Source organism: Janibacter massiliensis, from assembly GCF_900289115.1.
Classification (GTDB): Bacteria; Actinomycetota; Actinomycetes; order Actinomycetales; family Dermatophilaceae; genus Janibacter_A; species Janibacter_A massiliensis.
In genome coordinates this window covers 26,334-51,807 of the sequence record NZ_LT985196.1, presented here as the reverse complement: position 1 = coordinate 51,807, position 25,474 = coordinate 26,334, and the positions used below count along the sequence as shown (strand labels likewise).

The window sequence follows — 25,474 nt, the reverse complement described above, 5'->3', positions numbered from 1 at the left end:
CGCTCCCGGGTCGCGGGGCCGAGCGCGTTCCGGCCCCTTCGACACCCCTCAGGACCGAGATGACCGACCCTGCCCGCGCGCTGCTCGACGAGGCCGCCGAGCTGACCCGACGTCTGGCCGACCCCGACGTCGTCGGCGATCAGGCGGAGTTCCGCCGGGCCAGCCGCCGCTACGCAGCCCTCGCCCCCGTCGTGGCCTGCCACGAGGAGGTGCAGGCCCTGGCTCGTGACCTCGCGGCCGCTCTCGAGCTCGGCGCGGAGGACGCTTCCTTCGCGCAGGAGGCGGTCGAGCTGGAGCACCGGCTCACGGAGGCGCAGGACCGGCTGCGACTGCTGCTCCTGCCGCGCGACCCCGACGACGACCGGGACGTCTTCCTCGAGGTGAAGGCCGGCGAGGGCGGCGAGGAGTCGGCGCTCTTCGCCGGCGACCTCGCGCGGATGTACCTGCGCTACGCCGAGCGGGTCGGGTGGCGGACCGAGATCGTCGACGCCTCGCCCTCCGACCTCGGCGGGTACAAGGACGTGCGCATCGCGGTGTCCGCCACGGGCAGCCCGGGACCGGGGGAGGCACCGTGGGCGTGGCTGAAGTTCGAGGCCGGGGTCCACCGTGTCCAGCGGGTGCCGGTGACCGAGAGCCAGGGGCGGATCCACACCAGTGCCGCCGGGGTCTGGGTCATCCCGCAGGTCGACGACCCCGGCGAGGTCGACATCGACCCGAACGACCTGCGGATCGACGTCTTCCGCAGCTCCGGGCCCGGCGGGCAGAGCGTGAACACGACGGACTCGGCCGTGCGGATCACCCACCTGCCGACGGGGACGGTCGTCTCCTGCCAGAACGAGAAGTCCCAGATCCAGAACCGTGAGGCGGCGATGCGGGTGCTGCGCGCCCGGCTCCGCCAGGCGGCCCTCGAGGCCGCGGCGGCCGCGGAGGCCGGCGTCCGGGCTGGTCAGGTCCGGACCGTCGACCGCAGCGAGCGCATCCGCACGTACAACTTCCCGGAGAACCGGGTGAGCGACCACCGGACGGGGTACAAGGCCCACAACCTTCCCGCGGTGCTCGACGGGGACCTCGACGCCCTCCTCGGGTCCGCGGTCGCCGCCGACGAGGCCGCGCGGCTCGCGGCACTGGGGCAGGAGTGAGCGACCTGCGGCGGGTCGTCGACGACGCGACCGCCCGGCTCACCCGGGCCGGGATCGTCGGGGCCCGCGCCGACGTCGTCCGCCTCGTCGGGCACGTCCTCGCGGTCGACCTCGGCGAGGTGGAGCGTCGGGTCCTGCTGCGGGCGCCGCTGGAGCCGGAGGACCTGGCCGTGCTCGAGGCGCTCCTCGACGAGCGCGCCGCCCGGGTGCCGCTGCAGCACCTCACGGGCATCGCTCCGTTCCGCGGTGTCGACCTCGCGGTCGGCCCCGGGGTCTTCGTCCCCCGGCCCGAGACCGAGGTCGTCGCCGGGCTCGCGATCGGGGCCGCGCGTGCCGTCGCCCACCCTGTCGTCGTCGACCTGTGCACCGGCTCGGGGGCGATCGCGGTCGCGCTCGCCCGCGAGGTGCCCGGCGCCCGGGTGCACGCGGTGGAGCTGTCCGCCCACGCGCACGCCTGGGCGCAGCGCAACGTCGCCGACCACGCACCGGCGGTGTCGCTCGTCCTCGGCGACGCGCTCGAGGCCTTCGACGATCTCGCCGGGGAGGTCGACGTCGTCGTGAGCAACCCCCCGTACGTCCCGCACCACATGGAGCCGGTCGACCCGGAGGTGCGCGACCACGACCCGGCGCTCGCCCTCTACGGCGGCGGGAGGGACGGGTTGGAGCTGCCGCGCCGGATCCTCGCCCGCGCCGCGGTCCTGCTGCGACCGGGCGGCACCGTCGTCCTCGAGCACGCGGAGGTGCAGTCGGGCGCGCTCCTGGACCACGCCGCGGCGGACCCGGCGTGGTCGGACGCGCGCGACGTGCCCGATCTCACGGGCCGTCCCCGGGCGCTCGTCGCGACGCGCACGGCGGCCCCGCCGCCCGCATCACCCCCACGGGTACGCTGACGCGCATGTCATCCGTGCTCGACGCGACCTCCGAGGACACCCGCGAGGAAGCCCTCCAGGAGGCGGCGGTCGCGGTCCGGGCCGGCGAGCTCGTCGTCGTCCCGACCGACACCGTCTACGGCATCGGCTGCGACGCCTTCTCCGTCCCCGGCGTCCGCGCGCTCCTCGAGGCCAAGGGGCGCGGCGACGACATGCCGCCGCCGGTCCTCGTCCCCAACCCGCGGACGCTCGACGGCCTGGCCGTCGACATCCCGGCCTACGCGCGCGACCTCGTGCGCGCCTTCTGGCCCGGCGCGCTCACCCTCGTCCTGCGCAGCCAGCCGTCGCTCACGTGGGACCTCGGCCGGACGAACGGGACCGTCGCCCTGCGGATGCCGGACGACGAGGTCCTCCTCACCCTCCTGGCCGAGGTCGGCCCCATGGCGGTGAGCTCGGCGAACCGGACGGGGGAACCGGCCGCCCGCACCGTGCTGGAGGCGGCCACCCAGCTCGGCTCGTCCGTCGCGTACTACGTCGACGCCGGCCCCCGCACCGAGCTCGACCCCTCTACGATCATCGACTGCACGGGCGACTCGCCCGTCCTGCTGCGGGCGGGTGCGGTCGACGAGGACGCCCTCGCGGAGATCCTCGACCGCTACGCCCCCGCCGACCTCGAGGCCGGCGAGCCCGACCCGGTCGAGCCCTCGGCCACCGACCCCGACCCGACCGACGACACGAGGAGCACCCCGTGACCGAGCCCTTCTACGGCTCCGACTACCAGGCGCTGGCGGCCTTCGACCCCCAGATCGCCGACGTCCTGCTCACCGAGCTCGAGCGCCTGCGTGGTGGTCTGCAGCTCATCGCGTCGGAGAACATGTCCTCGCCGGAGGTTCTCACGGCGCTCGGGTCGACGCTGTCGAACAAGTACGCCGAGGGCTACCCCGGTCGCCGCTACTACGGCGGCTGCGCCGAGGTCGACAAGGCCGAGGAGCTCGCGATCGAGCGCTGCAAGGCCCTCCTGGACGCCGACCACGCGAACGTCCAGCCGCACTCTGGGGCGAGCGCGAACCAGGCCGTCTACGGCGCCTTCCTCCAGCCGGGCGAGAAGATCCTCGCGATGAGCCTCCCGCACGGCGGGCACCTCACCCACGGCACGAAGGTCTCGTTCTCCGGCAAGTGGTTCGACGCGATCCACTACGGCGTCCACCCCGAGACCGAGAACATCGACTACGACGAGGTCGAGCGACTGGCCAAGGAGCACCGCCCGAAGGTCATCTGCGCCGGCGGGTCCGCGATCCCGCGGCTCATCGACTTCGAGCGCTTCCGCGCGATCGCCGACGAGGTCGGGGCCATCTTCTGGGTGGACGCGGCCCACTTCATCGGTCTCGTCGCCGGCAAGGCGATCCCGAGCCCGGTCCCGCACGCCGACGTCGTCACGTTCACCACGCACAAGGTGCTGCGCGGCCCCCGCTCGGGTGCGCTCGTCTGCCGCGAGGAGCACGCCAAGGCCCTCGACAAGGCCGTCTTCCCGATGATGCAGGGCGGCCCGCAGATGCACACGATCGCGGCCAAGGCGGTGAACTTCAAGGAGTGCGCCACCCCGGAGTACGCGGCGTACGCCTCGGCGGTCATCGAGAACTGCCAGGCGTTGGCCGCGCGGCTGCAGGAGCACGGCATCCGGCCGACGACCGGCGGGACCGACACCCACCTCACGCTCCTCGACCTCCAGGGGGTCGGGGTCACCGGCGCCGACGCGGAGGCCCGCTGCGACGCCGCGGGGATCACGCTGAACAAGAACGCGATCCCCAACGACCCGCAGAAGCCGAGCATCGCCTCCGGCATCCGCGTCGGCACCCCCTGCGTGACGACCCAGGGGATGGGCGTCGAGCAGATGACGACGATCGCCGACCTCATCGACGAGGCGGTCACGGCCGGAGACGCCGACCCGGAGCACGAGGTGAGCCGGCGGGTCCGCGCGCAGGTCACCGAGCTCGTCGAGGCCTTCCCCGCGTACCCGCGCTGATCCGCGGCCGGGGCTGAGCGCCGGTGCGCGAGTACCTCTTCGTCCTGCTCGTCGGCTTCGTCGCGACCTTCCTCACGGTGCCGGCGATTCGTGCCCTCGCGGTGCGGGTGGGGGCCTTCACGCCCGTCCGCGACCGGGACGTCCACGCCGTGCCGATCCCGCGGCTCGGTGGGGTCGCGATCCTCGTCGGGTACGCGGCGGCGACCCTCGCGGCGAGTCGGCTGCCCTACCTGAGCCAGGTCTTCACGGGACCGGAGCTGCTCGGCGTCCTCGGCGGCGGGGCGCTGGTGTGCGCGATCGGGGCGTGGGACGACATCCACGAGCTCGACGCGCTGACCAAGCTCGGCGGGCAGCTCGTCGCCGCCGGGATCCTGGCGTTCAGCGGGGTGCAGCTGTTCTCGCTGCCGCTCGGGGTCGTCACGGTCCTGCCCGCCCCCGTCCTCGTCCTCATGACGATCTTCGTCGTCGTCCTGTCGATCAACGCGGTGAACTTCGTCGACGGCCTCGACGGCCTGGCGGCGGGGATCGTCGCGATCGCGGCAGCGGCGTTCTTCGCCTACACGTACACGCTCGGGCACCTCTTCGACCCGCCGAACGTCTTCGGGGCCTCGACGTTCATCTCGGCGGCCCTCCTCGGCTGCTGCCTGGGCTTCCTGCCGCACAACGTGTACCCGGCGCGCCTGTTCATGGGGGACAGCGGCGCGCTGCTGCTCGGCCTGCTCCTGGCGGCCGCGACGATCTCGACCACGGGCGCCGTCGACCCCTCCCAGGTCAGCGCGAACCCGATCGCGGCGACCCTCCTGCCGATCGCGGTCCCCGCCTCGATCATGCTCCTGCCGCTCCTGGACGTCGTCCTGGCCGTCGTCCGCCGCCTGGCCCGGGGTCAGAGCCCGTGGCAGGCCGACCGGCAGCACCTGCACCACCGGATGCTCGAGATCGGCCACGGGCACCGCCGCGCGGTCCTGCTGCTGTGGCTGTGGGCGCTCGTCATCGCCGCGGGCGCCGTCGGCTTCGTCGTCCTCCCTGCCGAGGTCGCCGGGGGAGCGCTCGCGCTCATGCTCGTCGTCGCCGCGGGGCTGACGGTCTGGGTGCCGCAGGCCCGGGCGCTCGGCAGCGAGCCGAAGGTCTACGAGCAGACCGAGCACGGGATCGAACGGCGCTTGTGATAGTTTTCACAAGCGTTTGCCCCCGCCTGCTGATCGCCCGCTGAGAGGTCCTCGTGAGCCGCCGTCCGCCGCGCACCCCGGTCCCCGGGATGCTTCGTGGGCTCGTCGTCGGCGGGGGAGCGGCCCTGGCCGTCGCGGCGCTCGGGGGATGGGTGAGCAGCGGGTCCCGGGGGGCCGCGAGCGCGATCGTCGTCGCTGCCCTCGTCGTCGCCCTGCTCGCCGGCGGGGTCGCCCTCGTCGCGTGGATCCTCGCGGGCCCGACGAGCACCTACCTCGTCGGCGCCTTCGTGGTCTACCTCGGCCAGCTCGCCCTGCTCGCGATGGCCGTCGTCGCCCTCCGCCGGACCGACTGGCTCGACGGCTCCGTCGCCGCGGCCGCGGGTGCGCTCGCCGTCGTCGGCGCGCAGCTCGGGCTGACGGTCGGTCACGTCCGGGCCGGTCGCGGCGTCTTCGTGGAGGCGGGTCGATGAGCGCCGCCGTGCCCCCGACCAGCGACGACCGTGTGCCGGCCAACCCCAGCGGGCTGTCCGCGACGGTCATGGCCTACCTGCTCGCCGGACCCCTGACGTACGGGGGCCTGGGATGGGTGCTCGACCGCTGGTTGCTGCACCGCACCCTGCTCATGCCGATCGGCGTCGTCGGTGGCATGGCTCTGTCCATCTATGTCGTCTGGCTCCGGTACGGTACGTCCCGGACACCGGACGTCGACGGCGGCGCCGTCCCCGGTGCCACGCGCCACGACGAGGAGATTCCGTGACACTGACTGCGCCTGCGTCGCAGACGTCCTTCGCGACCGCCGCGGCCGAGGGCGGGCCCCACATCCCGGGCCCGAACGACTTCTGGCTCCCGCTGTTCGGCCCCGAGGGCTGGCAGGTCACCGAGCAGATGGTCTGGTCGACGGTCGCCGTCGCCCTCCTGTGCACCACGATGATCGCGCTCTCGCGCCGCGCCGCCGTCGTCCCGACGAAGGGTCAGTGGCTGCTGGAGAAGTTCTACGAGCTGCCGCGCAACGCCATCGGCCGCGACATGCTCGGGAACAAGGAGTTCCGGCGCTTCGTGCCGCTGCTCGTCACGCTGTTCAGCACGATCCTCGTGTTCAACCTGCTCGGGGCGATCCCGCCGGTGATGAACCCGGTCAACGGTGTCATCGGCTTCCCCATCGCCTTCACGATCGTCGCGTACGTCGTCTACCACGTCGTCGGCATCCAGCGGCACGGCCTGCTCGGCTACTTCAAGCACATGGTCCCGCCGGGCCTGCCGCTGCTCATGATCCCGATCGTCTTCGTCCTCGAGCTCGTCACGTACTTCATCACGCGGCCGCTCACGCTCGCGCTCCGACTCTTCGGCAACATGTTCGCCGGGCACATGCTCATCCTGCTCCTCGCGGGCTCGGCGGGCTGGTTCCTGCTCGACGCAGAGGGGGCGATGAAGCTCGTGGCCCTGCCGGCCTACCTCATGGCCAGCCTCATGCTCGTCTTCGAGCTCCTGATCCAGTTCCTCCAGGCGTTCGTCTTCACCCTGCTCACCGCGAGCTACCTCGCCGGCGTCCTCGCCGACGACCACTGACCGACAACTCAATACCTCGGCGCGCCCGCGCCCCCCAGAACGCCTACGACACGGGTCGTAGTCGAAACCCGAGAAAAGAAAGAGGCACACAGTGAACCTCCTCGCTGTCGACATCACCGGCAACCTCTCCGTCATCGGCTACGGCCTCGCCGCCATCGGCCCGGCGATCGCCGTCGGCATGATCTTCGCCGCCCTCATCAACGGCATCGCGCGCCAGCCCGAGGCCCGCAACCTCATGCAGCCGCAGGCCATCCTCGGCTTCGCCGTCGCCGAGGCCCTCGCGATCCTCGGCTTCGTCCTGTTCTTCCTCTGATCGTCGGGGAACCCCGCCATCCCGTCCCGGTCCACGGCTAAGGAGAGCCCCCTGTGATCACCGCCGTCGTCCTCGCCGCCGAGGAGGCAGCCGAGGAGAAGATGCCCCTCATCCCGCACATCCCCGAGCTCGTCTGGGGCCTGGTGATGGTGGGGGTGGTGTACTTCGTCGTCGCCCGCTTCGTCGCGCCCAAGCTGGAGCAGGCCTTCGCCGAGCGCCACGCGGCGATCGAGGGTGGCATCGCCCAGGCCGAGGCCGCCCAGGCCGAGGCTGCGGCCGCCAAGCAGCAGTACGAGACCCAGCTGCAGGACGCACGGGCCGAGGCCGCTCAGATCCGTGAGGAGGCCCGCCAGCACGGCGCGCAGATCGTCACGGAGATGCGGGCCCAGGCCCAGGCCGAGCACGACCGGATCGTCGAGTCGGCGCACAAGCAGGTCGAGGCCGAGCGCCTGCAGGCGAGCCAGTCGCTGCGCTCGGAGGTCGGCCGCCTGTCGACGGACCTCGCAAGCCGGATCGTCGGCGAGTCCCTCCACGAGGAGACCCGTCAGAAGGGCATCGTCGAGCGCTTCCTCACCGAGCTCGAGTCGGGCGAGATCCGCCCGGAGAAGGTCGGTTCCTGATGCGCGGCGCCTCCCGTGAGGCGGCCGCCGCCGGGCGCGAGGCCCTCACGTCGGCGCTCGCCGTGGCGGACGCCGCGTCGCTGGCCGACGAGCTCTTCGCGGTCGCCTCGGCGGTCGACGCCAACCCGACCCTCCGCCGCGGCATCGCGGACCCCTCGCGGGACGCGGCCGCCAAGCAGGGGATCGTCGACCGCGTGCTCGCCGGCAAGGTGTCCTCCGCGGCCCTCGACGTCGTCAAGGCGCTCGTCGGGCAGCGGTGGTCCCAGGACCGTGACCTCACCGACACGGTCGAGACGCTCGCCGTCGAGGCGGTCGTCGCCGGTGCCGAGCGCTCCGGGGAGGTCGACCGGGTCGAGGACGAGCTGTTCCGCTTCGAGCGTGCCGTCGCGGGAGACCCGGAGCTGCGGGACGTCCTGACCAACCGGTACGGCGACCCCGCGCAGCGGGCCGCCGTCGTCGATCGGCTGCTTCAGCACAAGGCGCGTCCGGAGACGGTCCGGCTCGCGCGCCAGGCGGTGCTCGAGCCGCGTGGTCGGAAGTTCGGCCGCACGATCGAGGAGTACCTCGCGGTCGCCGCCCGGCGCCGGGAGCAGATCACCGCGGTCGTCACCGCCGCCACGCCGCTCGACCAAGCCGACGAGGACCGGCTCGCCCGTGCTCTCTCGGGGATCTACGGCAAGCCCGTCCTGCTCCAGGTCGTCGTCGATCCGTCCGTCATCGGGGGCCTGCGGGTCCGCGTCGGCGACGAGGTCATCGACGGCACGGTCGCTCGCAAGCTCGAAGGCGCCCGCCGGCACCTCGCCGGCTGACGCCCCCACCCGCCACCCACACAGCCGGCTCCGGACCGGGGCCACACGAGGAGAAGAGACACATGACGGAGCTTTCGATCCGTCCGGAGGAGATCCGGGACGCGCTCGACGCCAGCGTGCAGTCCTACGACCCGGGCGCCGCGTCGCGCGAAGAGGTCGGCCGCGTCGTCGACGCCGGTGACGGCATCGCCCACGTCGAGGGGCTGCCCTCGGCGATGACCAACGAGCTGCTCCAGTTCGAGGACGGCACGCTCGGCATCGCGCTCAACCTCGACGTGCACGAGATAGGTGTCGTCATCCTCGGTGACTTCGCCGGCATCGAGGAGGGCCAGACGGTCAAGCGCACGGGCGAGGTCCTGTCGGTCCCCGTCGGCGACGCCTACCTCGGCCGCGTCGTGAACCCGCTCGGCCAGCCGATCGACGGTCTCGGTGAGATCGCCTCGACCGAGCGTCGTGCGCTCGAGCTCCAGGCCCCGACGGTCGTCCAGCGCAAGTCGGTCCACGAGCCGATGCAGACGGGCCTGAAGGCCGTCGACGCGATGACGCCGATCGGCCGCGGCCAGCGCCAGCTGATCATCGGCGACCGCCAGACGGGCAAGACCACCGTCGCGGTCGACACGATCATCAACCAGAAGGAGTACTGGGAGACGGGCGACCCGGCCAAGCAGGTCCGGTGCATCTACGTCGCCATCGGCCAGAAGGGCTCGACGATCGCGGCCGTCAAGGGCACGCTCGAGGAGGCCGGCGCGATGGAGTACACGACGATCGTCGCCGCTCCGGCGTCGGACGCCGCCGGCTTCAAGTACCTCGCCCCGTTCACCGGCTCGGCCATCGGTCAGCACTGGATGTACCAGGGCAAGCACGTCCTCATCGTCTTCGACGATCTGAGCAAGCAGGCCGAGGCCTACCGCGCGATGTCGCTCCTGCTGCGCCGTCCGCCGGGCCGCGAGGCGTACCCGGGCGACGTCTTCTACCTCCACAGCCGGCTCCTCGAGCGCTGCGCGAAGCTGTCCGACGAGATGGGGGCGGGCTCGATGACGGGTCTGCCGATCATCGAGACGAAGGCCGGCGACGTCTCGGCGTACATCCCGACGAACGTCATCTCCATCACCGACGGCCAGATCTACCTCCAGGCGGACCTGTTCAACAGCAACGTCCGCCCGGCGATCGACGTGGGTGTCTCGGTCTCCCGCGTCGGTGGTGCCGCGCAGGTCAAGGCGATGAAGAAGGTCTCCGGCCGGCTCAAGCTCGACCTCGCCCAGTACCGGGCGCTCGAGGCGTTCGCCATGTTCGCCTCCGACCTCGACCCGGCCTCGAAGCAGCAGCTCGCCCGGGGCGCGCGGCTGGTCGAGCTCCTCAAGCAGCGTCAGGCCAACCCGTTCCCGATCCAGGAGCAGGTCGTCTCCATCTGGCTCGGCACGACGGGCCGCCTCGACGAGGTTCCGGTCGAGGAGGTCTCGCGCTTCGAGGCGGAGTTCCTCGACCACCTGCGCCGCACCCGACCGGAGGTCCTCGACGGCATCCGGGAGACGGGCAAGCTCGAGGAGGGTGCCGAGGACGCGCTCGCGGCCGAGGTCGACGAGTTCACCCGCGGCTTCCGGCCCGAGCAGCACGAGACCGTGCCGCTGGGTACCGAGGCCGACCCGGGTGAGCTCGACGAGGACCCGATGCAGGAGCAGATCGTCCGCCAGAAGCGGTGACGACCCCGGTGGCCGGGCGGAGATCCGCCCGGCCACCCACCCGCCGCCCACGCGGCACCCCCGACCACCCACCACCCTGACCCCAGGAGAGGCGGAACAGCATGGGAGCGCAGATCCGGGAGTACCGGCAGCGCATCCGCTCCGTCAGCGCGACGAAGAAGATCACGCGGGCGATGGAGCTCATGGCGGCCTCACGCGTCGTCAAGGCGCAGCAGGCCGTGCGCGCATCCTCGCCGTACGCCCGGGCGCTCACCCGCGCCGTCTCGGCCGTCGCGACCTTCTCGGACGTCGACCACCCGCTGACGACCGAGCACGAGCAGGTCCGGCGCGCGGCCGTCGTCATCTTCGCGGCCGACCGCGGGCTCGCCGGCGGGTACAACGCCAACGTCCTCAAGGAGAGCGAGCGGCTCGTCCAGCGCCTGCGCTCCGAGGGCAAGGAGGTCGTGCCCTACCTCGTCGGCCGCCGCGCGATCAGCTTCTACTCGTTCCGGCGTCGTGAGTACGCCGCGGAGTGGAGCGGCTTCAGCGAGAAGCCGACGTTCGAGCACGCCCGCGAGATCAGCGAGCGGATCGTCGCCGACTTCACGGCCGACACCGGGACCGGCGGCGTCGACGAGGTGCACGTCGTCTTCACCCGCTTCGTGTCGATGGTCAGCCAGGAGGCGGAGATCATCCGGCTGCTGCCGCTGGAGGTCGTCGACGAGTTCCAGGACGCGGCCGAGGCCAAGGCGAACGGCGCGTCGATGCCGCTGTACGACTTCGAGCCGAACGCCGAGGAGCTCCTCGACACCCTGCTCCCGCGGTACGTCGCGGCGCGGATCTTCAACTGCCTCCTGCAGGCCGCCGCGTCCGAGCTCGCCGCCCGCCAGCGGGCGATGAAGTCGGCGACGGACAACGCCGAGGAGCTCATCAAGAAGTACACCCGTCTGGCGAACCAGGCCCGCCAGGCCGAGATCACCCAAGAGATTTCCGAGATCGTCGGCGGCGCAAGCGCCCTCGCCGAGGCCAAGTGAAGAGGTAGAGAGAGACCATGACCGCCACTGCCTACGACCCCACCGCCGCGGGCTCGAGCTCCGAGTCGACCGGACCGCAGGAGGAGAACCTCATGGACGTCACCCCCGGTGGTGTCGGCCGCATCTCCCGCGTCATCGGCCCCGTCGTCGACGTCGAGTTCCCCGGCGACGCGATGCCCGACCAGTACAACCTCCTCACGACGACCGTCGAGATCGCCGGCGAGCAGCGCAACATCAACCTCGAGGTCGCCCAGCACATCGGTGACTCGATGGTCCGCGCCATCTCCCTCCAGCCGACCGACGGCCTCGTCCGCGGCGCGCAGGTGCAGGACACCGGCGGCCCGATCAGCGTCCCCGTCGGTGACGTCACGCTCGGCAAGGTCTTCAACGCCACGGGTGACTGCCTCAACCTCGAGGAGGGCGAGACGCTCGAGGTCAAGGAGCGCTGGGGCATCCACCGCTCCGCGCCGGCCTTCGACCAGCTCGAGTCCAAGACCCAGATGTTCGAGACGGGCATCAAGGTCATCGACCTGCTCACCCCGTACGTCCAGGGCGGGAAGATCGGCCTCTTCGGTGGTGCCGGTGTCGGCAAGACCGTCCTCATCCAGGAGATGATCGCCCGCGTCGCCCGCGACCACGGCGGTGTCTCCACGTTCGCCGGTGTCGGTGAGCGCACCCGTGAGGGCAACGACCTCATGGTCGAGATGGAGGAGGCGGGCGTCCTCGGTCAGACGGCGCTCGTGTTCGGCCAGATGGACGAGCCGCCGGGCACGCGTCTGCGCGTCGCCCTCTCGGCCCTGACGATGGCCGAGTACTTCCGCGACGTCCAGAAGCAGGACGTCCTCCTGTTCATCGACAACATCTTCCGGTTCACGCAGGCCGGCTCCGAGGTCTCGACCCTGCTCGGTCGCATGCCGTCCGCCGTCGGGTACCAGCCGACGCTGGCCGACGAGATGGGTGTCCTCCAGGAGCGGATCACCTCGACGCGTGGTCACTCGATCACCTCGATGCAGGCGATCTACGTCCCGGCCGACGACTACACCGACCCGGCCCCGGCGACGACCTTCGCCCACCTCGACGCGACGACCGAGCTCTCGCGTGAGATCGCCTCGCTGGGTATCTACCCGGCCGTGGACCCGCTCACCTCGACGAGCCGGATCCTCGACCGCCGGTACATCGCCGAGGACCACTACAACACCGCGGTCCGCGTGAAGCAGATCCTCCAGCGCAACAAGGAGCTGCAGGACATCATCGCGATCCTCGGTATCGACGAGCTGTCCGAGGAGGACAAGATCCTCGTCAACCGGGCCCGCCGGATCCAGCGGTTCCTCTCGCAGAACACCTACGTCGCCAAGCAGTTCACCGGCATCGAGGGTTCGACGGTCCCGCTGGCCGACACCATCGAGGCCTTCACGAAGATCTGCGACGGCGAGTACGACCACGTCGGCGAGCAGGCCTTCTTCATGTGCGGTGGCCTCGACGACGTCGAGCGCCAGTGGGCGGAGATCCAGAAGAACCTCTGATCCGACCTCGATCACCGACGGCGGGCCGTCCCTTCGGGGGCGGCCCGCCGTCGTTCTATGATCGGCGGGTGACCGTCGACCAGCACACGCCCGCCCCGGCCCCGGGACCGACCGCTGCGGTGCCCTCGGGGCCGCCGCCGCGCACGGTCGGCGCCGCCCCGCGCTCGCGTCGGCTGGAGTCGGTCCTCGTGGGCGTGCTCGCGGCGGGTGGGGCCGGAGCGCTGGCGGTGTCCTTCCTCAAGGACCCGTACCTCACCGACCACGGGCAGACGACCTGCCCGGTGCTCCTGCTGACGGGGTTGCCGTGCCCAGGGTGCGGGCTGACCCGGTCGTGGGTGCACCTCAGCCACGGCGACGTCGGCGCGGCCTTCGACTACAACCTCTTCGGGCCGGCCTTCTACCTCGTCGCGGTCGGTCTCGCGATCGCGACCGTCGTGGCGCTCGTGCGGCGGCGCCCCCTGTACTCGCTCATCGACCGGGTGCCCGTCTGGCTCGTCGCTGGCGGCTTCGGGGCATGGATCCTCTACAGCGTCGTCCGCATCGTCACCCTCGCCAACGGCATCACCTGGTTCGACCGCGTCATCACCTGACCCGCCCGGCCGGTAGGATCGCTCGGAACCAGTCGCCCTCGAGATGTGAGGATCGCCCGTGAGCTCGCTGCAGGTTGAAGTCGTCGCCGCCGACCGTCAGGTGTGGGAGGGCGAGGCCACCCAGGTCACGGCGCGCACGGTCGACGGTGAGATCGGGATCCTCCCGGGCCACACCCCGCTGCTGGCCGTTCTCGCCGCGGGTGAGGTCGGCATCCACACCGGCAGCGGCCGTAGCACCGCGACGGTCGACGGCGGCTTCATGTCGGTCGACCACGACCGCGTCACGATCGTCTCCGAGCAGGTCTCGGCCGACGGCCTGAGCTGAGGTGTCGGTCGTGACGGGGGCGGAGACCGCCCTCGTCGTGCTGCTCGCGGGGCTGCTCCTCGTCCTCCCCGCGACCCTGTGGTTCCGGCACCGGGTGATCGCCACCGCGGCGGCCGTCGCCTACGTCGCCCGGCGCTCGGACCGCTCCGGCCGGTGGCACGCGGGCTTCGTCAGGCTCGGGACCCATCGCCTCGACTGGTTCCCGCTCGTCGGGTGGAGCACCCAGCCGTCCCTGTCGTGGCCCCGCGGGGACGTGGCGGTCGGCGCCCCGTCGGAGGTCGTGGAGCGGGTGCCCGGCATCCCCGTCGCGGTGAGCGTCCCGATCGCCGGTCCCATCGGGACCGCGCTGCCCTCCGCGGAGCTCGGTCTGAGCCGGGAGGTCTACACCGCGCTGCGGTCCTGGGCCGAGTCGACGCCCCCGGGCTCGACCGTCCACGTCGCCTGAGGCGGCTCAGCCCTTCGACGGCGCCTCGGCGCGCCCGCCTCCGGGCTGCCACAGGACGTCCCCGCCACGCCCGAGGTTCGCCACCCGCGCGAGGATGAAGAGCAGGTCCGAGAGCCGGTTGAGGTACGTCGTGGTCAGGGGATTGATCCCGCCGACGCCGCGCGCGCCCCCCGCCTCGGTGCCGTGGACCTGCCGCGCCGCCCACGCCGAGCGCTCGGCCCGCCGGACGACGGTCGTCGCCACGTGCAGGTGCGCGGCAGCCGGGCTGCCGCCGGGGAGGATGAACGAGCGGAGCTTCTCCAGCCGGGCGTTGTACGTGTCGCAGTCGGCCTCGAGCTCGTCGACCCAGCGCTGCTCGACCCGCAGCGGCGGGTACTCGTACGACTCCTGCAGCGGGGTCGCGAGATCGGCGCCGACGTCGAAGAGGTCGTTCTGGACGCGGGTCAGCACCGCGACGACGTCCTCGTCGAGCTCCCCGGTCGCGATCGCGACCCCCAGGTGGGCGTTGGCCTCGTTCGTGTCGGCGTAGGCCCCGAGCCGAGGGTCGGTCTTGCTCGTCCGGCTGAAGTCGCCGAGCGCCGTCGTGCCGTCGTCGCCCGTCCGGGTGTAGATCCGCGTGAGGTTGACCATGGGGCCACCCTCCCAGACGCCCCGCCACCCGCCACCGCCCGACCGGTGTGGTCGCTTTCACCGCGGACTGGGCTGCCGCGTCCCGGGGCTGCCGAGTACCTTCGGACCATGCCCGAGACCCCCGACGTCACCGAGTCCGCCGCACCCGTCCGCCCCGAGCGCGACCGCCCCTGGGTCATGCGGACCTACGCCGGTCACAGCAGCGCTGCGGCGAGCAACGCGCTCTACCGCCGGAACCTCGCGAAGGGCCAGACGGGGCTGTCCGTCGCCTTCGACCTGCCGACGCAGACGGGGTACGACCCCGACCACGTCCTCTCCCGCGGCGAGGTCGGCAAGGTCGGCGTGCCGATCAGCCACATCGGCGACATGCGCGCCCTCTTCGACCAGATCCCCCTCGGCGAGATGAACACGTCGATGACGATCAACGCGACGGCGATGTACCTCCTCGCGCTCTACCAGGTCGCCGCCGAGGAGCAGGCGGAGGCCGCGGGGGAGGAGCGCTCGGCCGTCGTCGCCCGGCTCGCGGGCACGACGCAGAACGACATCATCAAGGAGTACCTCTCGCGCGGGACGTACGTCTTCCCGCCGGCGCCGTCGATGCGCCTCATCACCGACATGGTGACGTACACCGTCGACGAGATCCCGAAGTGGAACCCGACGAACATCTGCAGCTACCACCTCCAGGAGGCCGGGGCGACGCCGGTGCAGGAGATCGCGTACGCGATGTGCACGGCGATCGCGGTGCTCGACGCCGTGAAGGCCTCGGGCCGCGTGCCGGACGAGGAGTTCGGCAAGGTCGTCGCCCGGATCTCCTTCTTCGTCAACGCCGGCGTGCGCTTCGTCGAGGAGATGTGCAAGATGCGCGCCTTCGTCCAGCTGTGGGACGAGATCACGCGGGAGCGCTACGGCGTGACGGACGCCAAGCAGCGCCGCTTCCGCTACGGCGTCCAGGTGAACAGCCTCGGTCTGACGGAGGCCCAGCCGGAGAACAACGTTCAGCGCATCCTCATCGAGATGCTCGCGGTGACCCTGAGCAAGGACGCCCGCGCCCGCGCCGTCCAGCTGCCGGCGTGGAACGAGGCGCTCGGCCTGCCGCGGCCGTGGGACCAGCAGTGGTCCCTGCGGATGCAGCAGGTTCTCGCGTTCGAGACCGACCTGCTGGAGTACGACGACCTCTTCACCGGGTCCGCGGTCGTCGAGGCGAAGGTCGCGGAGCTCGTCGCCGGCGCCAAGGCCGAGATCGACCGGGTCCAGGAGATGGGCGGAGCGGTCCCGGCCGTCGAGTCCGGGTACATGAAGAGCGCGCTCGTCGCCAGCCACGCCCTGCGCCGTCAGCGCATCGAGGCCGGCGAGGACGTCGTCGTCGGCGTGAACAAGTACGAGACGACCGAGCCCAGCCCCCTCACGGCCGATCTCGACACGGCCATCCAGACCGTCGACCACGACGTCGAGGAGAAGGCGATCGAGGCGATCCGCGCGTGGCGTGCGGATCGGGACGGCGACGAGACCCGCAGGGCCCGTGCGGAGGCGGCGATCGCCGCGCTCAAGGAGGCCGCCGGCAGCGAGGAGAACCTCATGGCCGCGTCGCTGGAGTGCGCGCGAGCCGAGGTGACCGTGGGCGAGTGGGCGCAGGCGCTGCGGGACGTCTTCGGCGAGTTCCGGGCCCCGACGGGGGTCAGCGGGTCGGTGGGCGTCGCGGACGCGGGCAGCGGGGAGCTGGCGGCGGTGCGGGACGCGGTGCGCCGGACGTCTGAGGAGCTCGGCGAGACCCTCCGGATCCTCGTCGGCAAGCCGGGCCTCGACGGCCACAGCAACGGCGCGGAGCAGATCGCCGTCCGTGCTCGTGACGCCGGCTTCGAGGTCGTCTACCAGGGCATCCGGCTGACGCCCGAGCAGATCGTCGCGGCGGCGGTCGCGGAGGACGTGCACGTCGTCGGGATCTCGATCCTGTCCGGCTCGCACATGGAGCTCATCCCGGACATCCTCCAGCGGATGCAGGACGCGGGCGCCGGTGACGTGCCCGTCATCGTCGGCGGGATCATCCCCGAGTCGGACGCGGCGCGCCTGCGCGAGATGGGCGTCGCGGCCGTCTTCACGCCGAAGGACTTCGGGCTGAACGAGATCATGGCCCACGTCGTCGACGTCGTCCGCACCAGCCGCGACCTGCCGCCCCTGGAGCCCACCCCCGCCTGACGTCCCCCCACCACCCCCTCCTCGCATTTGCGCGCGCAAATGACAGGTGCGCGTGAAACATCACGCGCACCTGTCACCTTTCGCGCGCAGATGGGAACCTCCGCGCGATTTCCGAGACCGTCAGCCCATCGCGTCGAGCGCCGAGAGCAGCTCGCGGTTGAACGCGGGCAGGTCGTCGGGGTTGCGGCTCGAGATGAGGTTGCCGTCGACGACGACCTCTTCGTCGACCCACGTCCCACCGGCGTTGCGAATGTCGGTCCGGAGGCTCGGCCACGACGCAAGGCGGCGGCCGTCGACGGCGCCGGCCTCGACGAGCGTCCAGGCAGCGTGGCAGATCGCGGCCACCGGCTTGCCCGACGCGACGAACTCCTTGACGAAGGACACCGCGCGGGGCTCGGTGCGCAGGGCGTCGGGGTTGGCGACGCCTCCGGGGAGCACGAGCGCGGCGTACTCGGCGACGATGGCGGCGTCGAACGTCGTGTTGACCTCGAAGGTGTCGGCCTTGTCGAGGTGGTTGAAAGCCTGGACCGTGCCCGGCTCGACGGAGACGAGCACCGGCTGGTAGCCCGCGCGCTCCACCGCGTTCCACGGATCGGTGAGCTCGACCTGCTCGATGCCTTCGCCGGCGACCGCGAAGGCAACCTTGGTCGGGGTAGGGGGAGTGGAGTCGACCATGACGCGTCCTCTCGTAGGGGGTGCCTCGACACTACGACCGGCCCCGGGGGTCGCGCATCCCCAACCGCCCCCCGGCCGCAATTGCGCGCGCAAGTGCCATCTGCGCGTCGAATGCCGCGCGCGGATGTCACCTTCGGCGCGCAGATTTCACGGCTCCACTTTGAGTGTTCACATGCGCAAGCGTGCATGTATAGTGCGGACGTGACGAGGATCGACGAGGCGGTGGCCAGGGCTGCCGACCTGTTCAAGATCCTCGGAGCCCCCGTCCGGGTCCGGCTCCTGGTGATCCTCTCGAGGGAACCGGCCACGGTCGCAGGGCTCGTCGAGGGAACCGGCTCGAGCCAGACCCTCGTCTCGCAGCACCTGCGGGTCATGCGCACCGCCGGGATCGTCCGGTCGGAACCGCGGGGTCGGGAGCGGATCTACTCCGTGACCGACGCGCACGTGTCCCACATCGTGCTCGACGCGATCGAGCACGCGAAGGAGAGCCAGCGATGAGCACCGACCACGCCGCCCACGCCATCCACCCCGACCACGATCACGTGCACGGCGCCGACTGCGGCCACCAGGCCGTCGAGCACGGCGACCACACCGACTACGAGCACGACGGTCACCTGCACCACGCCCACGGTGGCCACGTCGAGGAGTGCGACGCCTGTTCGTGCGGCTCCTGCCCGACCGGGTGCCGGTGCGCGACGTGCACGTGCGCGGACTGCACCTGCTCGACCTGCTCGCACGCCGCCTGATCTCGCCCGTCGCGTCCGCGCGACATCTGCGCGCCCAACTGCACATCTGCGCGTGAAATATCGCGCGCAGATGTCAGTTGCGCGCGCAATTGCGAGAAGGGGTGGGGGGTGGGGCGTGAGGGGTGGGGTCAGAAGAGGCGGTGCTCGCTGAGGTCGATGCCCTTGAGCTCGTCGTAGTCGAGGGTGACGCAGCGGATGCCCCGGTCCTCGGCCAGGGTGCGGGCCTGCGGCTTGATCACCTGGGCCGCGAAGACGCCGGTGACGGGCGCCAGGTGCGGGTCACGGTTCATCAGCTCCAGGTAGCGCGTCAGCTGCTCGACCCCGTCGATCTCCCCGCGTCGCTTGATCTCGACCGCGACCGCCGCGCCGCTGCCGTCGCGGCACAGGATGTCCACCGGCCCGATCGCCGTCATGTGCTCCCGACGCACGAAGGTGTACCCCTCGCCCAGGGTCGTGATGTGCTCGGCGAGCAGCGCCTGCAGGTGTGCCTCGACCCCGTCCTTGACCAGGCCCGGATCGACCCCCAGCTCGTGGCTGCTGTCGTGGTGGATCTCGTGGATCCGCACCCGCAGCCGGTCCTCGGACTTCGCGTGCTGGACGTTCCACACCGCGACGACCCCCGCGGCCGCGTCGTCCTCGTCCGGCGCCAGCTCGGCCATCGCGCACGGCGGGCTCATCCAGTTCAGCGGCTTGTACGACCCACCGTCGCTGTGGACGAGGACCGAGCCGTCCGCCTTGACGAGCAGCAGCCGCCGCGCGAGCGGCAGGTGGGCGTCGAGCCGCCCCTCGTAGTCGACGCTGCACGTCGCGATCACCAGGCGCATGGCACCCCACCCTAGGACCCCGCCGACGTGCCTCCGGCGGCTACGCTGCGCCTGTGGCCTGGACCCGGATCTACCTGCCCCACGACCTCGACGGGCTCCTCGCGCTCCAGCGGACGGGGGAGGTCGCCGCCAGCGGGGAGCACCTCCACGCCTGGGCCGTCACCGTCGAGCTCGAGCGGGCGACGCCCGACGCCGACGAGGAGGAGCTCGAGTTCTTCGCGATGCACCAGGCGCTCGCCTCCCTGCCGACCGGCCGGGGCCGCCGTGCCGTCGTCGCCGCGGACATCGAGCGGCCCGCGCTGACCAAGCGGGAACCCGAGCCCGGCTCGGCGCACATCCTCGTCCGCCCGCCCGTGCCTCGCCGCCGGATCGCGTCGGTCCACGTGGAGGAGACTCCGCCGACCGGCAGCGACGAGGTCCCGGACCTGCTGTGGTTCGACGTCACGGAGCTGGCCGCCGCGATCGACTACGCCCGGGGCTGACCGGCGCCGATCTCGGCAGTCACACCGGCGAGCAGAACCTCCAGCTCGACGGCACGCCGGGCCGCGCGGGTGTCGATCGACCGTTCCCGCTCGGCGCGCTCCTCGTCGCCGAGCGCCGGGTTCGCGACGAGCCCGGCTCGGTCGGTGCGCACCTGGGCGAGGTCGGCGGCATGGGTGGCGAGCGCGAGGCCCGCCCGGTCCATCGCCCCGGCGAGCTCCCACGCGCGGGTCGCGAGGTCCCCGGCGGTCCGGCGGTGCTGCACCGACACCCGCCCGGGCCAGCCGTCCGCCGCCGCCTGCGAGGCCGCCTCCGCCTCCCGCACCGCCGCCCGGAGCGCGGCCGCGTGCCGGCGCAGCGACCCGGCGAGGGCCGAGCACGAGACGGGGTCGTCGAGCTGGTCGGTCGTCACCGCGCCTCCTCGGACGCTCGCGCACCCCGCGACGCGGCCGGGCCGGTGTCTGCCCGCTGCGCCCCCTCGCGGCGCGAGGCGGCGATGATCTCCACCCGCGCGGCCGCCGCGGCAGTCTCGTCGGCGAGCGCCCCGAGCGCCGCCACGAGCTCGTCGACCAGGTCGTCGACGCGGCGCTGGAGCGACGGCGGGGAGAGCGTGGGCTGTGCCTCGAGCAGGTCGTCGGCGGCGGTGGACAGCGTCCGGGCGAGCCCGGCGAGGGGCCCCAGCAGCGCATCCGGGCCGGTCGGCGGCGGTGGCGAGGTCGGCATCACCGCAACTCTAGGCGCCATGCGCGGGGGAGGGCCGAACGCATCCACAGCCCGCAGGGCTGCCTCGCCGCCACCGCGCGACCACCCCCAGCCACCGCCAGCACCGACCGGGCGAGCCGCCCCGCGGGAGTGTGTCCGACGTCACGCACCGGGCTAAGGTCGTCCGGGTGGGACCCAGCGTCGGTCCCCGCGTCCGCCGACCAGAGGGTGAGATCAGCACCGATGCCGTCCAGCGACCGTCAGTCCGTCGTCGAGGCCGCCGCCGCGCAGGCGGACGGGGCGAGCCCCGCCGCGGTGCGGGCCTACTTCCGGGCCGTCCCGACCGAGGAGCTCCAGCACCGCGGGGTCGCCGAGCTCGCGGAGCTGTTCCGCGGGCACGTGGAGCTCGCCGCGCGGCGCAGCGTCGGTGAGCCCCTCGTTCGCCTGGTCACCCGCGGCGGCCAGCCGGGTCCGGTGCCGCACCCGGCCATGCTGAAGATCGTCACCGACGACATGCCGTTCCTCGTCGACTCCGTGACGAACGCGCTCGCCGGGCGGGGGGTGACCGTCCGCTCGGTCATCCACCCGCAGCTCACCGTGCGCCGCGACGACGACGGGCGGCTGGTGGAGATCGTCGGCGCGGTCGCCGGCGCGACCCCCCACCTGCGGCCGCCCGTCCCTGCCGAGGGCGCGTGCGACGAGTCGTGGATGCACATCGAGCTCGCGGCGGTCGCGGACGAGGAGGAGGCGGACCTCGTCGCGGCGATCGAGGCCGTCCTCGCCGACGTGCGCACAGCGGTGCGCGACTGGCCGCGGATGGTCGCCCGGTGCACGGAGATCGCCGAGGACCTCGCGGCAGGGGTGGGCATCGCCACCGGCACCCCGTACGCCCAGACCGCGGCGGCCGTCGAGTTCCTCCGGTGGCTCGTCGACGACCACTTCGCCTTCCTCGGATCGACGGGGATCGAGTACGGCACCCCGGGCGATCCCACGAGCGCGCGCGAGGTCGACGGCGCCGCCCTCGGTCTCACCGTCGATCCGGTCCTCCCGACGACCGCCCCCGCTGCGCCGGACGCGGCCCGGGTCGTCCTCGTCACCTCCGGCCGCCGCCGGTCCACCGTTCATCGCGCCGCGTGGCTGGACGAGGTGCGTATCCGGCGGTTCGACGAGGCGGGCTCGATCACCGCCGAGACCGTCGTCATGGGGCTGTTCACCGCGAGCGCGTACACCGAGCCGGTCGAGTCGATCCCCATCATCCGCGAGAAGGTCGCGGAGATCATCCGCAGCAGCGGGTTCACCCCGCGCTCGCACGGGGGCAAGGACATCCTCGGCACGCTCGCGACCTACCCGCGCTCGGAGCTCTTCCAGGCGGACGTCGCCCACCTGCAGCACGTCGTCTCGACGGTGGTCCGGATGCCCGCGCGCCACGGGGTGCACACCTTCCTGCGCCGCGGGGGAGAGGGGACCTTCATCTCCTGCCTCGTCTACGTCCCGCGCGACCGGTACACGACCCGGGTGCGCGAGCGCATCCAGACGATCCTCACCGACTCGCTCGACACCGACGTCCTCGACTTCACGGCCCAGGTCTCCGAGAGCGCCGTGGCGCGGCTGCACTTCGCCGCGCGCCGCTCCGACGGCGGCGTCGTCCCGCAGATCGAGCCCGAGCTGCTGGAGCGGGTCGAGACCGCCGTCGTCGCCGCGACCCTCACGTGGTCCGAGCGGGTGGCCGCCGATGCTCGCGAGCTCCTCGGGGTCGAGCGGTCCCAGGAGCTCCTCGGGACCTTCGCCGACGGCTTCCCGGTGGCCTACCGCGAGCGCTTCGGCAGCCAGCAGACGATCGCGGACCTCAAGCACCTCACCCGTCTGGGGCCGGACCGGCCGACCTCGCACGCGCTCTACCGACCGGTCGGCGCCGAGCCCGGGGTACGCCGCTACAAGCTGTTCCGCACGCAGCCGCTCTCGCTCACGGCCGTCCTGCCGATCTTCACGGACATGGGCGTCGAGGTCGTCGACGAGCAGCCGTACGAGATCGAGCGGACCGACGGCGCCCGCGTGCACGTGTACGACTTCGGGCTGCGCGCCGACGAGGAGCTGTGGGACGCGCTGCCCCACGAGGAGATGCGCGACCTGTTCGAGTCGGCCGTCGGCGCGGTCTGGTCCGGGCAGGTCGAGTCCGACCGCCTCGGCTCCCTCGTCCTCCTCGCGCGCCTCACGTGGCGGCAGGTGGCGATCCTGCGGATGCTCGCCGGGTACGTGCGCCAGGCGAGCCCCAGCGACGACCAGGTGGCGATCACCGGCGCGCTCGTCGGCTCCCCGGACATCGCCGCCCTGCTGGTGAAGCTGTTCGAGACCCGCTTCGATCCCGACCGCTTCGACGGCGAGCCGAACGACGAGCGGGCGGCGGCCGAGGAGGAGGTCGCGCAGCGGATCCTCGCCGCGCTCGAGGAGGTCGAGAGCCTCGATGCCGACCGCATCCTGCGGATGTGCCTCGCGGTCGTGCGGGCCGCGCTGCGGACGACGTACTACCGCGCCGTCGGCGCCGTCGAGCCGGCCTCGGACGGGGGCCTGCACATCGGCCTCAAGCTCGAGCCGGGGAAGGTGCCCGGGCTGCCGGCGCCCCTGCCCGCGTACGAGATGTGGGTCCACGGCCCGCAGGTCGAGGGCGTGCACCTGCGCTTCGGTGCGGTCGCTCGCGGCGGTCTGCGGTGGTCCGACCGCCGGACCGACTTCCGCACGGAGGTCCTCGGCCTGGTCAAGGCGCAGATGGTGAAGAACGCCGTCATCGTGCCGACGGGGTCCAAGGGCGGGTTCTACGCCACCCGGCTGCCCGACCCCGCGACCGACCGCGACGCGTGGTTCGAGGCGGGCCGGGCGGCCTACACCCGGTTCATCGGGACGATGCTCGACCTCACCGACAACCGCGTCGAGGACGAGGTCGTCCCGCCCGAGCGCACCGTGCGGCACGACGGGGACGACCCCTACCTCGTCGTCGCCGCGGACAAGGGCACCGCGACCTTCTCGGACACCGCGAACGCCGTCGCGGCCGAGCACGGCTTCTGGCTCGACGACGCGTTCGCCTCCGGCGGCTCGGCCGGCTACGACCACAAGGCGATGGGCATCACCGCCCGGGGCGCGTGGGAGTCGGTCAAGCGGCACTTCCGCGAGCGGGGGATCGACACCCAGACGCAGGACTTCACCGTCGTCGGCATCGGCGACATGAGCGGCGACGTCTTCGGCAACGGGATGCTCCTGTCCGAGCACATCCGGCTCGTCGCGGCGTTCGACCACCGGCACGTGTTCATCGACCCGACGCCCGACGCCGCGGCCTCGCACGCGGAGCGGCGGCGCCTGTTCGAGACGCCGCGCAGCTCGTGGGACGACTACGACCGCTCGCTCATCAGCGCCGGGGGCGGGGTGTGGCCGCGCACGGCCAAGTCGATCCCGCTCTCGCCCGAGGCGATCGCGGCGCTGGGCCTGCCGGAGGGCACGGGCGCGCTCAGCCCCGACGAGGTGCTCCGCGCGGTGCTGCTCGCCCCCGTGGACCTGCTGTGGAACGGCGGCATCGGCACGTACGTGAAGTCCTCCCGCGAGACCGACGCGAGCGTCGGGGACCGCGCGAACGACGCGATCCGGGTCGACGGCGCGGACCTGCGCGTCCGCGTCGTCGGCGAGGGCGGCAACCTCGGCCTCACCCAGCTCGGGCGGATCGAGGCGGCTCACGCCGGGGTCGCCGTCAACACGGACGCGATCGACAACTCCGCGGGCGTCGACACCTCCGACCACGAGGTGAACATCAAGGTCCTGCTGGGTCCGGCGGTCGCCTCCGGGGAGCTGTCGACCGACGAGCGCAACGAGCTGCTCGCGTCGATGACGGACGAGGTCGCCCAGCGGGTGCTGCGCCACAACCACGCGCAGAACGTCGTCCTGGGCAACGCCCGGGCCCGCGAGGGGTCGATGCTCGGGGCGCACCAGCGGTTCATGCGCTGGCTGGAGGAGCGCGGCATCCTCGACCGGTCCCTGGAGTTCCTCCCGAGCGACTCCGCGCTCGAGCGGCTGCGGGCGGCGGGGGAGGGCCTGGCGTCGCCGGAGCTGTCGGTGCTCGTCGCGTACGCCAAGCTCGCGCTCAAGGAGGACGTGCTCGCCAGCGACGTACCCGACGACCCGTGGTGCGACGAGATCCTCGCCGGGTACTTCCCGGAGCGGCTGCGCGAGCGGTTCGCCGACGGCCTGGCCGCGCACCCCCTGCGCCGGGAGATCGTCACGACCCGGATCGCCAACGACGTCGTCGACCGCGGCGGGATCACCTTCGTCCATCGTGCCGTCGAGGAGACGGGCGCGAGCGTGGACCAGGTCGTCCGGGCCTTCCTCGTCGCGCGCGAGGTCTTCGACCTGCCGGGGTTCTCGGCGCAGGTCGACGAGCTCGACAGCGTCGTGCCGACAGCGGTCCAGGCCGCGCTGCTGCTGGAGATCCGGCGGCTGCTCGACCGGGCGGTCCGCTGGCTCGTCACGAGCCGCCGCGGGTCGATCGACGTCGGCGCCGAGATCGAGCGGTTCCGGGACGTCGTGGCGGCCTGGGCGCCGCGGATGGCCGAGGTGCTCACCGGGGGTGAGCGCGAGCGGCTGCTCGCGGACGCGGACGCCTACGCCGAGGACGGGGTGCCGCAGGATCTGGCCCTGCGCACGGCGGGGCTGCTCGAGCTCTACTCGCTCCTCGACGTCGTCGACATCGCGCACGACACCCAGGAGGTCGTCGAGGACGTCGTCCCGCTGTACTTCGGCCTGTCCGAGGAGTTCGGGATCGACGTCAACCTCATCAAGGTGAGCCGCCTGCCGCGCGAGGAGCTGTGGGACGCGATGGCGCGGGCCGCGCTGCGCGACGACCTGTACGCGGTCCTCGCCGGGCTGACCCGGGGGGTCATCGCGGCGACGCCCGCGGGTGGGGATCCGCACGCGCGGATCGCGGCGTGGCTCGAGGCGAACGAGCGCACCGTCCTGCGGGCCCGGACCTCGCTGCGGGGCATCGAGGAGCAGACGTCCCCGAGCATCGCCGCGCTGTCCGTCGCGCTGCGCACGTTGCGCTCGCTCGTGCAGGCGACGGGTTGAGCCCCTCGTAGGATCGCGCG

General features: G+C 72.4%; 27 protein-coding genes. 22 read left to right on the top strand and 5 right to left on the bottom strand.

The features are described from left to right. Positions 1–59: 59 nt before the first annotated feature. The 17 genes from prfA (at position 60) to DAA34_RS00175 (ending at position 14,101) form a co-directional block, all read left to right on the top strand. Positions 60–1,139 carry a peptide chain release factor 1 gene (prfA, locus tag DAA34_RS00250; protein ID WP_106817108.1) on the top strand — a complete coding sequence of 360 codons (1,080 nt, stop codon included), beginning with the start codon at positions 60–62 and terminating at the stop codon, positions 1,137–1,139. Continuing rightward, on the top strand, positions 1,136–2,029 hold the full coding sequence (gene prmC, locus DAA34_RS00245) for a peptide chain release factor N(5)-glutamine methyltransferase (protein ID WP_106817107.1): 894 nt from the start codon (positions 1,136–1,138) through the stop codon (positions 2,027–2,029). The genes prfA and prmC overlap by 4 nt, the downstream gene beginning before the upstream one ends. A gap of 5 nt (positions 2,030–2,034) precedes the next feature. Beyond that, complete coding sequence (locus tag DAA34_RS00240; RefSeq protein ID WP_106817106.1) at positions 2,035–2,760, top strand: L-threonylcarbamoyladenylate synthase; 726 nt, start codon at positions 2,035–2,037, stop codon at positions 2,758–2,760. Continuing rightward, complete coding sequence (locus tag DAA34_RS00235; RefSeq protein ID WP_106817105.1) at positions 2,757–4,031, top strand: serine hydroxymethyltransferase; 1,275 nt, start codon at positions 2,757–2,759, stop codon at positions 4,029–4,031. Before DAA34_RS00240 ends, DAA34_RS00235 begins: the two co-directional genes overlap by 4 nt. Positions 4,032–4,054: 23 nt before the next feature. Then, a complete protein-coding gene (locus DAA34_RS00230; protein WP_106817104.1) occupies positions 4,055–5,197 on the top strand; it encodes an MraY family glycosyltransferase in 1,143 nt (380 codons plus the stop codon). Positions 5,198–5,250: 53 nt separating this feature from the next. Continuing rightward, the gene (locus DAA34_RS00225) at positions 5,251–5,667 is read left to right on the top strand and encodes a hypothetical protein (RefSeq protein ID WP_106817103.1); all 417 of its coding nucleotides are present in this window, start codon (positions 5,251–5,253) and stop codon (positions 5,665–5,667) included. Between the two features lie 8 nt (positions 5,668–5,675). Beyond that, entirely contained in the window at positions 5,676–5,954 is a 279-nt protein-coding gene (locus tag DAA34_RS12345) for an AtpZ/AtpI family protein (protein ID WP_234354040.1), read from the top strand. Continuing rightward, positions 5,951–6,763: a F0F1 ATP synthase subunit A gene (atpB, locus tag DAA34_RS00220; RefSeq protein ID WP_234354039.1), complete on the top strand. Its 813-nt coding sequence runs from the start codon at positions 5,951–5,953 to the stop codon at positions 6,761–6,763. Before DAA34_RS12345 ends, atpB begins: the two co-directional genes overlap by 4 nt. Before the next feature lie 91 nt (positions 6,764–6,854). Continuing rightward, positions 6,855–7,076 (top strand): F0F1 ATP synthase subunit C, encoded by a 222-nt coding sequence (locus DAA34_RS00215; RefSeq protein ID WP_407656991.1) that lies wholly within the window; start codon positions 6,855–6,857, stop codon positions 7,074–7,076. A gap of 53 nt (positions 7,077–7,129) precedes the next feature. Continuing rightward, entirely contained in the window at positions 7,130–7,696 is a 567-nt protein-coding gene (locus tag DAA34_RS00210) for a F0F1 ATP synthase subunit B (protein WP_267894602.1), read from the top strand. Next, entirely contained in the window at positions 7,696–8,505 is an 810-nt protein-coding gene (locus tag DAA34_RS00205) for a F0F1 ATP synthase subunit delta (protein WP_106817101.1), read from the top strand. Before DAA34_RS00210 ends, DAA34_RS00205 begins: the two co-directional genes overlap by 1 nt. 62 nt (positions 8,506–8,567) lie before the next feature. Beyond that, positions 8,568–10,205, top strand: a complete 1,638-nt coding sequence (gene atpA / locus DAA34_RS00200) for a F0F1 ATP synthase subunit alpha (protein WP_106817100.1) — start codon at positions 8,568–8,570, stop codon at positions 10,203–10,205. Positions 10,206–10,306: 101 nt separating this feature from the next. Continuing rightward, positions 10,307–11,218, top strand: coding sequence for a F0F1 ATP synthase subunit gamma (locus tag DAA34_RS00195; protein ID WP_106817099.1), 912 nt, complete (start codon positions 10,307–10,309; stop codon positions 11,216–11,218). 17 nt (positions 11,219–11,235) lie between these two features. Continuing rightward, positions 11,236–12,741, top strand: a complete 1,506-nt coding sequence (gene atpD / locus DAA34_RS00190; RefSeq protein WP_106817098.1) for a F0F1 ATP synthase subunit beta — start codon at positions 11,236–11,238, stop codon at positions 12,739–12,741. Between the two features lie 68 nt (positions 12,742–12,809). Then, positions 12,810–13,331 carry a DUF2752 domain-containing protein gene (locus DAA34_RS00185; protein WP_199847379.1) on the top strand — a complete coding sequence of 174 codons (522 nt, stop codon included), beginning with the start codon at positions 12,810–12,812 and terminating at the stop codon, positions 13,329–13,331. Between the two features lie 58 nt (positions 13,332–13,389). Then, complete coding sequence (locus DAA34_RS00180) at positions 13,390–13,656, top strand: F0F1 ATP synthase subunit epsilon (protein ID WP_106817097.1); 267 nt, start codon at positions 13,390–13,392, stop codon at positions 13,654–13,656. A gap of 10 nt (positions 13,657–13,666) precedes the next feature. Then, positions 13,667–14,101: a DUF2550 family protein gene (locus tag DAA34_RS00175; RefSeq protein ID WP_158707535.1), complete on the top strand. Its 435-nt coding sequence runs from the start codon at positions 13,667–13,669 to the stop codon at positions 14,099–14,101. A 6-nt stretch (positions 14,102–14,107) separates the two neighbouring features. On the opposite strand, the gene DAA34_RS00170 is transcribed toward DAA34_RS00175, so the two are convergent. Beyond that, positions 14,108–14,731 carry a cob(I)yrinic acid a,c-diamide adenosyltransferase gene (locus tag DAA34_RS00170; RefSeq protein ID WP_106817095.1) on the bottom strand — a complete coding sequence of 208 codons (624 nt, stop codon included), beginning with the start codon at positions 14,729–14,731 and terminating at the stop codon, positions 14,108–14,110. Positions 14,732–14,839: 108 nt separating this feature from the next. Here DAA34_RS00170 and DAA34_RS00165 point away from each other — a divergent pair, with 108 nt between their 5' ends. Further along, complete coding sequence (locus DAA34_RS00165) at positions 14,840–16,924, top strand: protein meaA (protein ID WP_106817094.1); 2,085 nt, start codon at positions 14,840–14,842, stop codon at positions 16,922–16,924. A 120-nt stretch (positions 16,925–17,044) separates the two neighbouring features. Here the strand turns inward: DAA34_RS00165 and DAA34_RS00160 are convergent, their stop codons facing one another. Further along, positions 17,045–17,599: a type 1 glutamine amidotransferase domain-containing protein gene (locus tag DAA34_RS00160; protein WP_106817093.1), complete on the bottom strand. Its 555-nt coding sequence runs from the start codon at positions 17,597–17,599 to the stop codon at positions 17,045–17,047. Positions 17,600–17,800: 201 nt separating this feature from the next. Here DAA34_RS00160 and DAA34_RS00155 point away from each other — a divergent pair, with 201 nt between their 5' ends. Both DAA34_RS00155 and DAA34_RS00150 read left to right on the top strand, forming a co-directional pair. Beyond that, positions 17,801–18,097, top strand: a complete 297-nt coding sequence (locus tag DAA34_RS00155; RefSeq protein WP_234354038.1) for an ArsR/SmtB family transcription factor — start codon at positions 17,801–17,803, stop codon at positions 18,095–18,097. Continuing rightward, on the top strand, positions 18,094–18,345 hold the full coding sequence (locus DAA34_RS00150) for a hypothetical protein (RefSeq protein WP_106817091.1): 252 nt from the start codon (positions 18,094–18,096) through the stop codon (positions 18,343–18,345). The genes DAA34_RS00155 and DAA34_RS00150 overlap by 4 nt, the downstream gene beginning before the upstream one ends. A 128-nt stretch (positions 18,346–18,473) precedes the next feature. Here DAA34_RS00150 and nucS read toward each other — a convergent pair whose 3' ends face one another. Beyond that, positions 18,474–19,169 carry an endonuclease NucS gene (nucS, locus tag DAA34_RS00145; RefSeq protein ID WP_106817090.1) on the bottom strand — a complete coding sequence of 232 codons (696 nt, stop codon included), beginning with the start codon at positions 19,167–19,169 and terminating at the stop codon, positions 18,474–18,476. A gap of 53 nt (positions 19,170–19,222) precedes the next feature. On the opposite strand from nucS, the gene DAA34_RS00140 reads away from it, so the two are divergent. Beyond that, complete coding sequence (locus DAA34_RS00140; RefSeq protein WP_106817089.1) at positions 19,223–19,651, top strand: DUF6912 family protein; 429 nt, start codon at positions 19,223–19,225, stop codon at positions 19,649–19,651. Here the strand turns inward: DAA34_RS00140 and DAA34_RS00135 are convergent. Together DAA34_RS00135 and DAA34_RS00130 are read right to left on the bottom strand one after the other, a co-directional pair. Further along, positions 19,636–20,061, bottom strand: coding sequence for a hypothetical protein (locus tag DAA34_RS00135; RefSeq protein ID WP_106817088.1), 426 nt, complete (start codon positions 20,059–20,061; stop codon positions 19,636–19,638). The genes DAA34_RS00140 and DAA34_RS00135 overlap by 16 nt on opposite strands. Continuing rightward, positions 20,058–20,372 carry a hypothetical protein gene (locus DAA34_RS00130; RefSeq protein ID WP_106817087.1) on the bottom strand — a complete coding sequence of 105 codons (315 nt, stop codon included), beginning with the start codon at positions 20,370–20,372 and terminating at the stop codon, positions 20,058–20,060. The genes DAA34_RS00135 and DAA34_RS00130 overlap by 4 nt, the downstream gene beginning before the upstream one ends. A gap of 222 nt (positions 20,373–20,594) precedes the next feature. On the opposite strand from DAA34_RS00130, the gene DAA34_RS00125 reads away from it, so the two are divergent. Then, positions 20,595–25,454 carry an NAD-glutamate dehydrogenase gene (locus DAA34_RS00125; RefSeq protein ID WP_106817086.1) on the top strand — a complete coding sequence of 1,620 codons (4,860 nt, stop codon included), beginning with the start codon at positions 20,595–20,597 and terminating at the stop codon, positions 25,452–25,454. Positions 25,455–25,474 lie beyond the last annotated feature (20 nt).